This is a genomic window from Agrilactobacillus fermenti (genome assembly GCF_047943045.1).
In the GTDB taxonomy this organism is placed as follows: Bacteria; Bacillota; Bacilli; order Lactobacillales; family Lactobacillaceae; genus Agrilactobacillus; species Agrilactobacillus fermenti.
This window is the reverse complement of the sequence record NZ_CP181347.1, coordinates 1338457-1353534: the sequence shown is the minus strand read 5'-3', so window position 1 is coordinate 1353534 and position 15078 is coordinate 1338457. Positions and strand designations below refer to the sequence as shown.

Here is a 15078-nt window from a genome sequence, read left to right as displayed (position 1 = left end):
GTGGTTTATCACATGGTACTTTACTATCGTAGTACACGTAGTGAGCAGACTCAAAATTTAACAGCTTCTGAAGCAATTTTGCAAGGCTTGGCCCCTGATAATGGGCTTTATGTGCCAACACAAATGCCGCAATTAAAAGAAGACCTAGCAACGTTACTTGCTAAAGATTATCCGGCGATGGCCTTTTCGATTTTAAAAGTTTTTCTTGATGATTTTTCAGATGATGACTTACAAGCATGTATTGATGCAGCCTACCAAGATACTTTTGATACAGCTGACATCACACCTATCCGATCAGTGGGTCCGCATCATTTCTTAGAATTATTTCATGGACCAACGCTAGCTTTTAAAGATGTCGCTTTGCAGTTGTTACCACAACTAATGGTCACGGCAATGAAGATGCATGCTTCGGATAAAAAAGTCGCAATTTTGACGGCAACTTCTGGGGATACAGGTAAAGCAGCTATGGCCGGTTTTGCTGATGTGCCGAATACCAAAATTATTGTGTTTTACCCCCAAGCCGGTGTTAGCCCGATTCAAAAGCAACAGATGATCACCCAAGTAGGCCAAAATGTTACGGTTGTTGGGATCGATGGAAATTTTGATGATGCCCAAACAAATGTAAAACATATTTTAAACGATAACGTGATCGTTAAAAAGTTAGCTAGGAACCATATCCAATTTTCTTCAGCAAATTCAATCAATATTGGCCGCTTGGTCCCCCAAATCGTTTACTATTTTAACGCCTATGGTCAACTGGTTCAAAATGGCACGGTCAAATTAGGTGAGACGGTTGATTTTAGTGTACCGACTGGCAATTTTGGGGATATTTTAGCAGGCTGGTACGCGAAACAATTAGGGCTACCGATCAATAAATTAATTTGTGCGTCTAATGCCAATAATGTGTTGACTGACTTCTTCACTACTGGTGTGTACAATCGTAAGCGTGACTTCCACTTAACGTCTTCACCATCAATGGACATTTTAGTATCAAGCAATTTGGAACGCCTACTTTTTTATAGTTTTGATCAAGATGCTGCAGCTTTAGCTAAATTCATGACAACTTTTGAAACCAAAGGTAGGGCTGAATTACCGGATACCGCTCGGCAAAAGCTAACTGATTTTGTAGCTTTTTCTACGGATGAGGTTGACACATTGACAACGATTCGCTTGATGCAAACGAAGTACCAATATACAATTGACCCGCACACGGCAGTCGCAACTCATGCAGCCATCCAGTATAGCCAGGAACACAAATCTGAAGCTAGACCACTGATCATTTTATCAACGGCCAATCCGTACAAGTTTCCGGAAGTGGTCTTACATGCTTTAACAAATCACCAACCAAGCGAAACCGATTTTGCAGCGATCCAAGCTTTGTCTAATTTGATTGAATTGCCAGTTCCGAAGGCGATTCGTCGCTTAAAACATGCAAAAGTATTACATGAACAGACAATTCCAGTTGCGAAAATGTCCGATTTGGTATTAAATACTTTGAGTGAGGATAAAAGTAAGTCTAAGGACGTGAAGAATTGAATAGTCAAGATACTAAGAAGCAACGTAAACAAGACGATGCTTCACCAGCACGTTTATTTTTAGAATTTATTGTATTAGCTCTGATTTTTTTCGGGATCGGACAGGCTTTAAAAACTTGGGTCTTTGCCAATGAGCAAGTCGAAGGCCCTTCAATGCAGTCAACCTTTCAATCTGGAGATCGAATCATTGCCTTTCGTCATGCGAAAGTTGAGCGTGGCGACGTCGTGATTTTAAAAGCGCCAGACGAACCCGATACTTATTATATTAAACGTGTCATTGGCTTGCCTGGTGAAACTGTAGCTTCTCGTAACGATGTGATGTATATTAATGGCAAAAAGCTGAAGGAACCCTATTTAGACCGTAAATTAAGTACGGGCCCATTATATACAACTAATTTTTCGCTGAAAACATTAAATTTACCAAAAACTACGAAAGATGGCCGCGTCCCTAAAAATAACTATTTTGTTATGGGGGATCATCGCGATGTCTCTAAGGATAGCCGCATGATCGGTTTCATTCCTAAGAGCAGTATTATTGGTATTGTAAAATGGCGTTATTGGCCATTAAATGAAATGAAAACTTATTAAGTTCTTAACTGAATTGTCTAGTGAAATTAAAAAGGCTGGCCCAATAGAATTAGGGTCGGCCTTTTTTGACTCAATTAATTTGTTTTTTCTTCTAGCGGTTCGTTAAAATTCTTACGATAATAGTCAGCGTCAATTATTTTATAAGATCCATTGGGAAATTGAACGATTATTTTGTTTAGACCAACTGGCGTCGTTTGCCCTTTTTCGTCAATAAATAGTTGATCTGCCCGATATCGGACCACAGTATCGAAGTCATGCCCAAAAAAGTGACGCAATTGCGCCATTGTCGTTTCAGCTGTATAGGGTAAAAAGCGCGCCATCTTTGCAGTTGAAAAAGCGCTAAATTGTTCCTTGGGAAAACCTTGTAAACCATTTTGCTCGTTTGACATATAAAAAGCCTCCTTCAGCAATAAAAATAATAGTGCCTGTATTTTGCGCAGAATCAGGAACAATGCTATGCTTAATTTATGCAGAATGTGACGTTTAGAAACATTTTGAAACTTAAACTGAGGTGACTAATTTGTCTGAATTGAATCAACTAGCACAAGCAATTATCCACTTTGAAGAAAGAACTTCTATGACGGATGCGCAATTAGCTTTTTCCAGTCATTTTTCTGTGGAACGCATTCATGATCTTAAATCTGGAGAAAAAATAGCGATGCCAGAAGAAGCAGAAAAACTGATGAAGTTTATGAATAGTAATTAATTATTATCTTCCTCAACTAGAATTATCTTTGCTTAAGCGGTGGCTGAGACAAAACTAATGTTTTGTTTTCAGTCACCTATTTATTTGCGAACAATTAAATCTCAAACGTGTGCCAAAGAGCAACACCCTCACCTAACAACGAATGACTCAAATGGGAAGCCCACCATTTTTCGTAGTTCTTGTTAGTGCTCAGGTGCTGAGCGCCTTTACCTCACTCTCGCCTTTTGTTGTGCTTAAAAATAATACGGCATCTATCAAAGGTTCTTATCCATGTTGAACGTCAATTTGGATAATTGTAATCCCTGGGTCACAAATGCGCCAATTAAAGCATTAGCTTGAGCCTCAGCCTTTTCGACGATTTGGTAATTTGCTTTGGTCAAAAATTCGGTCAATTCATTCGCATCCAAATTAGCCGCTTGGGCATCAATTGCTTTGATTTGAGCTTTGAAAGTGCGACGGCTTTCTTTTAAGTAGTCAATATCTTGCTGAATAAATGCTTGATGATGCGATTCAACTAACATGGAAAGCGTTCGGAATAACCAGTAGGCACTCTTCAGATCCCAAGTCATGGGTGTTGTGCTATAACTTGGATGTGTATCGTTGGCATTGGTATAAAACGGCACATAAGGACTAAATGCTGGCATGCCAAGATTGAGCCACATAATTGCTTGAAAACTTGGGTCCACGTTAGGCCGAATCTCAAGGATATGAGAATTTTGAGTTCGGTTTAAACCAATTGGACGATAACGCAACTTATCATGTTCAGAACCGTTTCCTAAGGGATCAAAGTCAGTCTCGTTATAATGCGAGCCTAACAATGCTTCGATATCGTCAGTACCTAGCTTTCGTTTAGGTTTTACGATAAATGGCAGTTCACTAGATTCAGGCGTACCTTCAAAATCAGCGTCAAATAAATGATGGGCGTACCAAACTCGCGGTGTGTTATAATGACGATCTTTTTGTGTATCTGTCCCAAAAATATGGCGGAAATTGAAGCCTTCAAAATCGGGATTCAAATGGTTTTTAGTCACGAATTCCTGGATACCGTCTGAATACATAAAGTTACGAGCATCTGAAAAATCAACCCATTGGATCGCCACTTGATTTGCAGCCACGGCATAACAATCATCAGGAATACGTTGAGCAAGCCAATGATGACCAGTCACAATTTCCATGTACCAAACTTCATTTGCATCACTAAACAATACACTGTTGCCGGCTGCAGAACCGTATTTTTTAATTAACTGACCCAAATATTGGACGCCATGTCTAGCCGAATCAATGTATGGCAAAACCATTGTTTGCATACAGTCCTCATCAAGACCACTTTTTTCGTTTAATGGATCATAAGCTAATGTACGTTCATTGCCATAAGTACTTTCTGTACAGCTCATGGCGACATTTTTTTCATTAATACCACTTTCTTCATAATACCCTTGCTCTTTGTAATTCACGTTGGGTACAGCATTATAGCGGTAAGCATTTGCGGGCAAAGTTGCTTCAAAGTCATTAAGATAAGACTTCAAAACCCGACCAGGTTGGTTATGGATGGCCTCATGCATATAAAAACGCTGGGGCGCGATAGGTAAAAAGGTATCATCGTTTCTAGCAATTAGAGTTGAACCATTTAGACTGGCGTTTTTGCCAATCAAAATTGAAGTGCATGCAGAATCTTTCATAGGGAACCTTCCTTATTTGATTTGAAGTTTTTTGAACATTACTAATTTCTAGTATAGAGAAAGCTAGGTATTGAAACAAGCAATCTATTCAATATTTTAAGGTATTTCGCTATCTAAAAAATCACCATGATTTGGGATCTCTAATGTAGTTGACAGCTGATAATCATTGTCAGGTTTCAAATTGACACATAATTTGAATTTTAGCAGTTTTGATGAGTGAGAGATCATTCATTCAGTTATATTATTTGCGTAGAATCTTTTACACAAATCGGTCTGTGCTCAAAAAATGCTCTTGGAAAAGCCGTGTTGGCAATGGTATAAAACAAAAACCCCACGGAATGTTTTAATTCATTCAGCGAGGTTTTAAAGGATTAAAATGATTATCTAATGCCTAAAGCAATACGTGCATAGCGGCTCATGCGCTCGGTTGTCCATTGAGGATACCATACCAATTGAACATCAACATCTTTTACTTCAGGAACAGTACTCAGTGCTTGGTTGATCTGTTCTGTTAATAAGTCCGACAATGGGCAACCCATCGTGGTTAAGGTCATATTGATCGTACACAAACCGTCTTTATCTAAACTAATATCATAAATTAGACCCAAATTAACAATATCAATACCAAGTTCTGGATCAATAACAGTTTCTAGGGCACCTAAAATACGATCCTTAATATCATTAGAAGCAGCATCTGTAGCTTGAGTTTCGGGCGTAGTGGCGTTATTTTTTTCTTCTTCTGCCATAGCTGTCCCCTCCTTTGTTTTCTAAAAGTAAGTATAACGGTTATATCCATAAAGTACAACTAATCCTCTTCCTATTAGAATTAGAATCCTAAATTTGGCCTAGCAATCATTAAGAAAGTTTAAATCTCCACGAAGTGACAAAAATGTAATTACAATTTAAAGTCAATAATGTTACAATATGGTTACAGACAGGATATCGAATAGGAGGTATCATTATGAGACGTACGAGATTTGTAACCTTACTTCTTTCTGGAGTTATGGCTTTAGGATTATTTACTTTTAGCAATACAACGATCGACCAGGCACAAGCTGCAACAACAGTTGGTTACGTGAATTACATACCTGATCAAGGTATTCCTGTTTACCAAGTACCAAACGGCGCTAAGACAGGACAATATCTACCGACTGGCACAGCTTGGCAAATTAATGGATCACGTTATGATGCTCAATCTGGTACTTGGTTTAACGTTGGTACAAACCAATGGGTTCAAGCAGATTATATTGTCAACCAATCCAATATTGCTTACGATAATGGTGTTGCCTTTAACTACGCAAAAACAATTAAGATCAGCCAACCAACCACAGTTTATATGATGCCAAATGGTTACCCAACGCAGCGTATTTTAAATAGCGGTTCTACTTGGCAAACAGTTCAAGTTACCACGGTCCATGATGGCTCATTATGGTATAATATTGGCACTAATCAGTGGATTCCCGCCAAAGGTACATTTTTAACAAATTAATTAAATTAGAAATTTGAACAATAATTAAAAACAGTCGACGCTATTAGCAATCAGTGCTAAGTGTCGACTGTTTTTTATATATCTAAACGGGTTAAATCTGCATAAGATTCACGTTTTACAACGAGTTGGGCCTGATTGTTTTCAACAAAAACAATTGCTGGTCTTGGATTACGATTATAATTGTTGGCCATGGCATAGCCATAAGCACCTGTGACAAAAGTTGCCAAAATATCTCCTGGTACTGTTTTTGGTAATGGTTGATCCCAGATCAACATATCACCAGATTCGCAATATTTACCAGCAATCGCAACTGTTTCAATAGGCGCGGCTTCAGGGTCATTACACAAAGCGGCTTCATATTTGGCTTGGTAAAGCGCTGGCCGAATATTATCACCCATGCCACCATCAACAGCGACATAACTGCGGACATTTGGAATATCCTTACGGGCACCGATCGTATATAGCGTAGTACCTGCTTCAGCAACGATTGAACGTCCAGGTTCGATCCAAATGGCTGGTTGTTTCAAATGAGCTGCTTGCGTCTGCTTAAGGATTTCATCAACGATATCTTCAACATAGACCTGGGGTGCCAGCGGGGTATCGCTTGTAGAGTAACGGACGCCAAACCCACCCCCAACATTAAAGATATTGGTCGTTATATTTAATTCATTAGTCCATTTGGTTGCTAACTTAATTAAGGCATCGGCTGCTTTTTCAAAACCAACCGTTTCAAATATTTGTGAACCAATATGCACGTGCAGTCCATCGTATTTTAAAAACTTAGATCGTTGAATTTGTTGGACTGCTTTGTCTGCTTGGCCACTTTGAATGTCAAAGCCAAACTTAGAATCAACTTGACCAGTCATATCATATTCATGTGTATGTGCAGAAATACCTGGTGTGACGCGAATCAATACTTTCAACTGCTGCTGCGTTGCGGCTAAGATAGATTCCAACAATTCGATTTCATGAAAATTATCAATGATCACATGGCCAACACCAGCAGCCAGCGCCGCCTTTAACTCTGCCGCAGATTTATTGTTACCGTTAAAAGAAGCTTGGCTCATATCAAAACCGGCACTTTGAGCAGTATAAATCTCACCACCGGAAACAACATCCGCACCGATACCCTCTTCAGTAAGAATCCGATACATGGCCTTGGTAGAGAATGCTTTGCTGGCATAACTGATATGATAATCAATATTTCGAGTTTCAAAAACCCTTTTAAAAGCTCGAATTCGCTCACGGATTAAAGCAACGTCATAAACATATAATGGTGTCCCAAATTCTCGAGCTAAGTCTAATGTGTCCACCCCACCGATTGCAAGATGACCAGCAGCGTTTGTAGACATCGTCCCATAATGATAATAACTCATCAGATTACCTACTTATTAATTATTTATTTTTGTCACTATCTAAGATACCGCCAACAGCATAATGATCATGCTGCATCTCATTTAAGACAATATGAATGTGTTCAGCTGGGGCACCAGTATTTTTTTCAACAACTGCCGTCATTTCCTTGACTAAGTTTTTCAATTGCTCTTTGCTACGACCTTCTAATAAATCGACATGGATCAATGGCATAAAGTTTCCTCTTTTCTTAATTTTGTTAACATTATAGCGTAATTATCTCATGGACTCTAGCGTAATATGAAATTTTAAATAGAACATTCTCATTTTCATTTGAATGAATCTAACTTTAATGATTGTCAGTTATGATTGCTGTTTAGTGTGCATTGTATTATTTTCGGTTTCCCACGGCGTCACCACTTGAGCTAACTTTAATAATTGCCTTGTAACTTCCATATATTCATTTGGTGTAATCGCATAGCCCGCTTTTGATTGTGCTTGCGTGGGATCTTCATGAATGCTAAGTTTAACGCCCTGGGCACCCGCAGCAATAGCAGCGCGTGCGATTGGCCGAACAAGTTCTGAAGAAGCGCTGATTTTGCCTGGATCCACCAATAAAGGATAGTGACTTAAATTATGAATAATCGGAATTGTCGCAATATCCAAATCGGATTGAGAGAAGTCATGGTCAAAAGAGACTGTCCCAGAGGCCATCAAGATAATCTGCTGATTACCTTCACTGGCAATAAACTCGGTAGCGTTTAACCAATCCTCAATCGTAGCATCATTACTTTGATGTAGTGCAACAGGCTTTTTTTGTTTGCCTAAAGCTTGCAGCAATTCACTATTGCGCATATTTTCTGGACCAACTTCTAAAATATCAGCATATTGTCCAACTGTTGATATTTGTGAGCTATTTGTAACTTGACTCATCACGTCCATATTCATTTCGTCTGCTGCAGCACGGAGGTATTTTAAACCAGCTTCACCTAAACCAGCAAAATCATAAGGTGCATCGATGTTAACAAAATTACTGGCACTTAAAATACGTGCACCGCCTTGCTTGGCAACTCGAGCTAAAGTATGAATCATTTCCTCACTTTCAACAGCATCGGGTCCAGCAACTAATGTAAAGTTATTTCCACCCAAAGTACCATTCGGCAGCTTGATCAATGTATCGTCAGGTTTAAAATCTCTGCTGGCTAACACGAAACTTGGCTGCTCGGGAATCACGACATCAATGGCGTTCAGCTCATCTTGATTAAAGTCATAGTGTTCAATACCTAAAACGGTTAAATGATTATCAATTAAAAAACCATGTTTCCCCATCGATGCAAATTTTTTAGTTAAAATTTGAACGATGTTTGTTTGTAAAGGCTGTTTGAAATGGATGATCATTATTGTATCTCCTTTGTGGACAAAAAGTTAATGCTGTTGATCAACGTTCAATTCATTGATTTTTAAAATCAAGTCGGTAGCCTGGGCCATGGTCTGTGTGGAAATATATTCATAACGGCCATGCATATTTTCACCACCGGCAAATAAATTAGGTGTTGGCAAACCCATAAATGAAATTTTTGAACCATCGGTACCGCCACGGACTGGTGTCTCATCTGGTTCAATACCTAGTGCGTGCATGGCCTTTTCGGCAAGGGCTACGACATCCATATGATCCTTCATAATATCGATCATATTATAATATTGATCCTTCAAGGTGAGCTTGATGCGATTTTGATGACTATGGTTTAAATCAGCGGCTACTTGGGTCATCACCGCTTTTCGTGCTTCTAAACCATCACGTTGAAAATCGCGAATAATATAGTCCATAGTTGCGTGATCTACGGTACCGGAAAATTGATATAAATGATAGAAGCCCTCTTTACCACTCGTTTGCTCAGGAACTTCTTTTTGTGGCAAAGCGTTTTGGAAATTGATGGCTAATTGAATAGCATTGACCATGATTCCTTTGGCATTGCTAGTATGACTGTTTTTCCCTTGAATTTCTATATGTGCTGCCGCAGCATTGAAGGTTTCAAACTCTAGTTCACCTAATGGACCGCCATCAACCGTATAAGCAAAATCAGCGCCAAAATCAGCCACATCAAAATGATCAGCACCTGTACCAATTTCTTCATCTGGGCCAAAGCCAATTTTGAGGTCACCATGTTTGATATTGGGATGAGCAATTAGGTAAGCCATTGCCGTAACAATTTCAGCTACACCAGCTTTGTCATCAGCACCAAGTAAAGTTGAACCATCCGTTGTAATAAGAGTGTGTCCTTTATACCGCTTTAAATTTGGAAATTCTGCCGGGTCTAATACAAATTGACCTGCCTTGTCTAAGCTAATTTTTGAATGACCGTCATAGTTTTCATGGATCTGTGGTTTTATATTTTCAGCGTTGAAATCTGCGGTATCCACGTGAGCTAAGAAACCAATGGTCGGTACTTGCTGATTCGTTAAATTACTGGGCAGCTTTGCTGTTACATAGCCATTTTTCTCATTGTATTTAACCTCGGATAAACCGATCTCTCTAAGTTCGGCTGCTAATACTTGTAGAAACTGGACCTGATTTGGACTTGATGGAATAGTGGTCGCATGTTCATCTGAACGGGTGTTAATTTTGACATACTTTAAAAAGCGGTCAACTAGTTGGTCATATTTTGCCATGGAAAAACCTCCAATATTATATAAAACGAAACGGATCAGTCGATAGTTGTGAAGATATGCAAGTCACATCCCAATGAAATTGTACAGCCCACTGTTGAATCAATGCAGTCATTTTTGTTTTGACAATACTTTCAATATGATGTCCAGGATCGATAACGTTCAAACCAGCAGCTAACATATCATGGGCAGTGTGATAATATACATCGCCTGTAATTAAGACATCGGCATGAGCTTTTAACGCATTAGGATAAAACTTACCAGCATCGCCGCCGATAACAGCAACTTTCTGAACTAGCTTTGAAGGATCCGGGCTGACATAACGTAGCCCAGATAAGCCAAAGTCATGTTTAATTTGTTGAGCTAAAGCCTGCACCGTCACTGGCTCGGGTAAGTTCCCAATCCGGCCTAAACCAATACTTGGTGCTGTGTTAGCGAGAGGAATTAGATCAAAAGCCGGTTCCTCATAAGGATGGTTAGCTCGCATAGTTGCGACCATTGTAGTCAATTGTGTTCGTCGAATCAAGAATTCAATGCGAGATTCCTGAACAGTTTCCGCTTTACCTATTGCCCCAATTGTTGGATTGGCATGATTTTCGGGTAAAAAGCGCCCCTGCCCTGCGCCGGTAAAGCTGGCATGACTATAATTGCCCAACATACCAGCCCCGGCATCCCCTAAGGCATGTCGCATTTGGTCCGCATTTTCTAATGGTGTAAAAACAACAAATTTATATAATTGGTCAGGCTCTTGGCTAGCTAAAACTTGAATATCTTGTAAACCAATTTTTTCGGCTAACCAATCATTCATACCACCTTGAGCTTTATCAAGATTTGTATGCGCGGCATAAACTGTTATATGGTGGCTTAAAAGATCAGCATACATCTTGTTTTGTGGGTCACGAGTGTCCAGATTTCGGGCAGGATGAAACATCACTGGATGATGTGCAAAGATAAAATCAACATTGGCGGCAATCGCTTCGGCGACTACTTCTGGGCGGACGTCCAGAGTTACCATGATTTTATGGACTGGCTGTGTGGGATCACCTAGTTGTAAACCGCTAGGATCTTGAGGTTCTTTAAGCATTAATGGTGCAAGACTTTCGATTTGATGGATCAATTCAGTTCCCGTGGTCATTTTTGCAACAACTCCTCGATACTTTTAATAGCCAATTCGGTTTGACGAACTTTGTCCAGTGGTACAGTTTGACTTTGGGTCAGCTGTTTTAGAATTTTGTTTTTGATCAATAATTGGTGCTGCCATTTTTGACGGAAAGTTAGACTTTGCTGCCGAGCCAAAATTGGACCATATTGAATGTCTATTTGGGTTAGTGGCATACTTTTTTTCCGAGTGTCTGCAATGATAAATTCATAGTAATGACCATCTTCAAATAGAATGGTCTCGTTAACGATTTGAATTTGCTGGTCAGATAACCACTGACGGACAAGTGCTTCTTGGTTATTTGCTTCAAGAATCAAAGTCACATTTTTTAACAACGGTTTTGGTGCTGTTGCCAGTATCTGCCGAATTAATTCGCCACCCATACCGGCAATTACAAAAGTATTGATATGATCTTCATATTGAATTGGTGCGAGACCATTGCCTAGGCGTAGTTGAATTTTTTCAGCTAATCCGGCTGCTTCAACGTTATCGCGGGCAATGTTAAGTGGTCCAGCACCAATATCTGTTGCAATAGCAAAGTTTGCCATACCCATTTTGATAACTTCAATGGGTACGAATGCATGGTCAGTTCCGATATCTGCTAGACGTGCCTGTGCTGGTACAAAATCTATAAGTTTTTGAATGCGATCAGATAATTTCATAGTTCAGTCCCTATCTAAGTTTCTAACGTTAATTATAGCAAAGATGTACTAGAAACATAAAAAAGATTCCACAAATACAAAAATAAGGCATTCAAAACAAAACAAGAGTTTTATTTTGAACGCCTTATTTACAAACAATTTGGTATTAAATCTGGGTCAGAGCTCTATTCTAAAAAGTCTTTTAATTGTTTTGAACGAGAGGGGTGCCGTAATTTACGTAGAGCTTTAGCTTCAATCTGGCGAATGCGCTCACGCGTAACACCAAACACTTTACCAACTTCTTCAAGCGTCCGAGTACGGCCATCATCTAAACCAAAGCGTAACCGTAAAACGTTCTCTTCGCGATCAGTCAAGGTATCTAAAACATTTTCAAGTTGTTCCTTAAGCAATTCATAGGAGGCATGGTCTTCAGGACTAGTGGCATCGGCGTCTTCAATAAAGTCGCCTAAATGAGAATCGTCCTCTTCACCAATTGGTGTTTCCAAAGAAACGGGTTCTTGAGCAATTTTTAGGATCTCGCGTACTTTCTCTGTTGGCATGTCCATTTCTGCACCAATTTCTTCGGGCGTAGGTTCACGTCCAAGATCTTGCAGTAACTGTCGTTGGATTCGAATCAATTTGTTGATAGTTTCAACCATGTGCACTGGAATCCGAATTGTTCTAGCTTGATCCGCGATTGCACGGGTAATTGCCTGCCGGATCCACCATGTAGCATAAGTAGAAAACTTAAATCCTTTACGGTAATCAAATTTTTCAACAGCTTTCATTAGCCCCATATTACCTTCTTGAATCAAATCAAGAAATTGCATACCACGACCAACATAACGTTTAGCAATTGAAACAACTAAACGTAAATTTGCTTCGGCTAAACGTTGTTTAGCCTCTTCATCACCCTGCTCGATTTTTAAAGCTAATGCAACTTCTTCATCGGCAGTTAATAAAGAAACCCGACCAATTTCTTTAAGATACATCCGAACCGGGTCATTGATTTTCACACCAGTTGGGGCAGACATGTCTTTTAATTCTTTTTTAGTAACTTTATTTTTCTTAAGGCTACGTGCTGTAGGTTCCCCATGTTCATCGACAACACTAATACCTTGGTCTTCAATTTTTTGATACAGATCATCGATGGCATTACTATCCAATTCAAAAGGTTGCACAAGTTTAGAAGTTAGATCTTCTTGTGAGATTTCCTTTTTTGGTTTGTATACTTTGATTAAATCTTTAACAGCTTTGTTATATTCTTTTTTAGTTGGTTTTGCTTTTTCTTTAGCCATATAAATGATCCTCCTCAATTAATATTGGATGATGACCGTAATAAACGGTTCAAATCAAAAATTAAGCCCCCTTTAAGTAACGCGATAAACGGATAATTTCATTCGTCCAATGCAACTCTTCATCAAAATTTCCCGTTTCATTTGCGATTTTTAGGGCTGCCTGGGCATCTTGTAATTGTTGGTGGATGTCTTGGCGGGCAATCACTTCAAGTAAATCATTAATTACAAAAGAATCCGGGATACTCGGTAACTGACTCATTTCAATTTCAGCGACAACATTTTGTAGTTCCGCTGGTAGCTGATCAATAAACGCGGAAATACTATGATTATCATGATTTGTAGTAAACGTAAGCCACAACTCGAAGATAGTTTGATAAGGTGTATGGACAAAGTTAAATGTTTCATGGCCTACTAATTCTCGGCAAGTAGCTTCATCATGCAACAAATAGTAAAGTAATAATCTTTCAGCTTGTTCCACACGGGAAAATTTAGTGATACCAGCTGATAAAATCTGAGCACTCGCCTGTGTTTTAGTTTTTTGATATTTCGCTTTTGGCTGTTGACCATGTTGGTTTTCTTTTAATTTGACCTCAGCTAACTGAGTTAAAACTGCATCTGGGTCAAGTTGCAGTTCCTGAGCGAGTTGTTTCGCATACGTGCTTTGCTGTGTGGGTGTGCCAATACTTTTTAATAAATATAACGCCTTGTCTAAATAATCAAATTTAGCTTTTTCGTTCTGTAAGTTAATATTGCGTCGTAAATACCTTAACTTGAATCCAAGTGCGGTTTGTTCAGTATTCGAAATGATTTTGCGAAAAGCTGCTGCACCATGATGTTTAATAAACTCATCAGGATCCTGATCGTCAGGTAAAACGACTATACCAACAGAAAACTGGCTTTGATTTTGTAACATGTCCACGGCTCGATTTGCGGCATTGACTCCCGGCTCATCACCATCATAACAAATGATCAGATGGTCTGTTGTCCGTTTCAGTGCATACAATTGATCATCCGTCAGACTCGTCCCCATCGAAGCTACACCATTTTTAACGCCTGCTTGATATGCGGAAATAACATCCATAAAACCTTCTAACAAAATCGCACTGTGCGCTTCGCGAATCTCGTGTTTTGCCAAGTCATAATTAAAAAGTACTCGGCGTTTATTAAAAATTGGTGTTTCTGGACTGTTTAAATACTTAGGCATATTCGGATCCTTAGTTAAAGCGCGGCCAGAAAAGGCAATCGTTGCTCCACCTTGGTCTTTGATTGGAAACATGACTCGATCAACAAAACGGTCTATTTTTTGGCCATTATTCGTTGTTGCAAATAATCCCGAATCAAGTAAAGCCTGGGCATCATAGTGCTTCTCTTTAAAAAATAAAGTTAGCAAATCAGCTTTTGCAGGTGCATAACCAATACCAAAAGTATTAATAGTTTCATCGGTCATACCTCGATCATGTAGATATTTTAACGCTTGCTGCCCGGTTTGCGTATTGACGAGGATGTGATGAAATAAGGCCTGGGCATCTTGATGCATCTGTTTAAGGGTTTGGTGCCCTTGTTCCTGAGGCGATACTTGTGTATTCAAGTATTGAGGGTCAATTGAAATCTGGTTCATTTGTGCAACTTTGATAACTGCTTCAGGAAATGAAAGATTTTCAATATCCATTATAAATTTGAATACATTTCCACCCCGGCCACAACTAAAACAGTGAAAAATTTGTTTATCTTCAGCGACAGAAAATGACGGTGTTTTTTCTTCGTGGAATGGACATAGGCCAAATAAGTTTTTACCAGACTTTTTTAATTGTACATATTGACTGATGACATCAACGATATTAACTTGACTGCGAATATCTTCGATGACAGTTTCAGGAATACGTGCCAACATAATCACGACCATTTCTACGCTAAGGCAACTAAAAGCCGCATACAAAGTTGAATGCGACTTAATAAACTCTAT

Annotated in this window: 15 protein-coding genes; 4 read left to right on the top strand and 11 right to left on the bottom strand. The window is 39.2% G+C overall.

All coding sequences use genetic code 11. The annotated features are described in order from the left end of the window. Positions 1–12: 12 nt before the first annotated feature. Entirely contained in the window at positions 13–1536 is a 1524-nt protein-coding gene (gene thrC / locus ACNAN0_RS06685) for a threonine synthase (protein WP_416352942.1), read from the top strand. Further along, the gene (gene lepB, locus ACNAN0_RS06680) at positions 1533–2123 is read left to right on the top strand and encodes a signal peptidase I (protein ID WP_269073859.1); all 591 of its coding nucleotides are present in this window, start codon (positions 1533–1535) and stop codon (positions 2121–2123) included. The genes thrC and lepB overlap by 4 nt, the downstream gene beginning before the upstream one ends. Positions 2124–2197: 74 nt before the next feature. Here lepB and ACNAN0_RS06675 read toward each other — a convergent pair whose 3' ends face one another. Further along, positions 2198–2512, bottom strand: coding sequence for a hypothetical protein (locus tag ACNAN0_RS06675; protein ID WP_230913061.1), 315 nt, complete (start codon positions 2510–2512; stop codon positions 2198–2200). A gap of 131 nt (positions 2513–2643) precedes the next feature. Here ACNAN0_RS06675 and ACNAN0_RS06670 point away from each other — a divergent pair, with 131 nt between their 5' ends. Next, complete coding sequence (locus ACNAN0_RS06670; RefSeq protein WP_269073858.1) at positions 2644–2829, top strand: LBP_cg2779 family protein; 186 nt, start codon at positions 2644–2646, stop codon at positions 2827–2829. Positions 2830–3083: 254 nt separating this feature from the next. Here the strand turns inward: ACNAN0_RS06670 and ACNAN0_RS06665 are convergent, their stop codons facing one another. Together ACNAN0_RS06665 and ACNAN0_RS06660 are read right to left on the bottom strand one after the other, a co-directional pair. Further along, the gene (locus tag ACNAN0_RS06665; protein WP_230913059.1) at positions 3084–4508 is read right to left on the bottom strand and encodes a C69 family dipeptidase; all 1425 of its coding nucleotides are present in this window, start codon (positions 4506–4508) and stop codon (positions 3084–3086) included. Between the two features lie 380 nt (positions 4509–4888). After that, positions 4889–5254 (bottom strand): metal-sulfur cluster assembly factor, encoded by a 366-nt coding sequence (locus ACNAN0_RS06660; protein ID WP_230913058.1) that lies wholly within the window; start codon positions 5252–5254, stop codon positions 4889–4891. Positions 5255–5469: 215 nt separating this feature from the next. Between ACNAN0_RS06660 and ACNAN0_RS06655 the strand changes: the two genes are divergently transcribed. Then, positions 5470–5997 carry an SLAP domain-containing protein gene (locus tag ACNAN0_RS06655; protein ID WP_230913057.1) on the top strand — a complete coding sequence of 176 codons (528 nt, stop codon included), beginning with the start codon at positions 5470–5472 and terminating at the stop codon, positions 5995–5997. Between the two features lie 74 nt (positions 5998–6071). Here ACNAN0_RS06655 and lysA read toward each other — a convergent pair whose 3' ends face one another. The 8 genes from lysA to dnaG form a co-directional block, all read right to left on the bottom strand. Beyond that, the gene (gene lysA, locus ACNAN0_RS06650) at positions 6072–7373 is read right to left on the bottom strand and encodes a diaminopimelate decarboxylase (RefSeq protein ID WP_230913056.1); all 1302 of its coding nucleotides are present in this window, start codon (positions 7371–7373) and stop codon (positions 6072–6074) included. A gap of 19 nt (positions 7374–7392) precedes the next feature. Next, the gene (locus ACNAN0_RS06645) at positions 7393–7605 is read right to left on the bottom strand and encodes a 2-hydroxymuconate tautomerase (protein ID WP_330166064.1); all 213 of its coding nucleotides are present in this window, start codon (positions 7603–7605) and stop codon (positions 7393–7395) included. Positions 7606–7713: 108 nt separating this feature from the next. Next, the gene (locus ACNAN0_RS06640) at positions 7714–8748 is read right to left on the bottom strand and encodes an N-acetylneuraminate synthase family protein (RefSeq protein ID WP_230913054.1); all 1035 of its coding nucleotides are present in this window, start codon (positions 8746–8748) and stop codon (positions 7714–7716) included. Between the two features lie 27 nt (positions 8749–8775). After that, entirely contained in the window at positions 8776–10020 is a 1245-nt protein-coding gene (pepT, locus tag ACNAN0_RS06635; RefSeq protein WP_230913053.1) for a peptidase T, read from the bottom strand. 16 nt (positions 10021–10036) lie between these two features. Further along, positions 10037–11152 carry a Nif3-like dinuclear metal center hexameric protein gene (locus tag ACNAN0_RS06630; RefSeq protein ID WP_230913052.1) on the bottom strand — a complete coding sequence of 372 codons (1116 nt, stop codon included), beginning with the start codon at positions 11150–11152 and terminating at the stop codon, positions 10037–10039. Further along, positions 11149–11838 carry a tRNA (adenine(22)-N(1))-methyltransferase gene (locus ACNAN0_RS06625; RefSeq protein ID WP_230913051.1) on the bottom strand — a complete coding sequence of 230 codons (690 nt, stop codon included), beginning with the start codon at positions 11836–11838 and terminating at the stop codon, positions 11149–11151. Before ACNAN0_RS06625 ends, ACNAN0_RS06630 begins: the two co-directional genes overlap by 4 nt. Before the next feature lie 164 nt (positions 11839–12002). Then, positions 12003–13115: an RNA polymerase sigma factor RpoD gene (gene rpoD / locus ACNAN0_RS06620; RefSeq protein ID WP_230913050.1), complete on the bottom strand. Its 1113-nt coding sequence runs from the start codon at positions 13113–13115 to the stop codon at positions 12003–12005. A 61-nt stretch (positions 13116–13176) separates the two neighbouring features. Beyond that, positions 13177–15006, bottom strand: a complete 1830-nt coding sequence (gene dnaG / locus ACNAN0_RS06615; protein ID WP_416354179.1) for a DNA primase — start codon at positions 15004–15006, stop codon at positions 13177–13179. Positions 15007–15078: the final 72 nt, after the last annotated feature.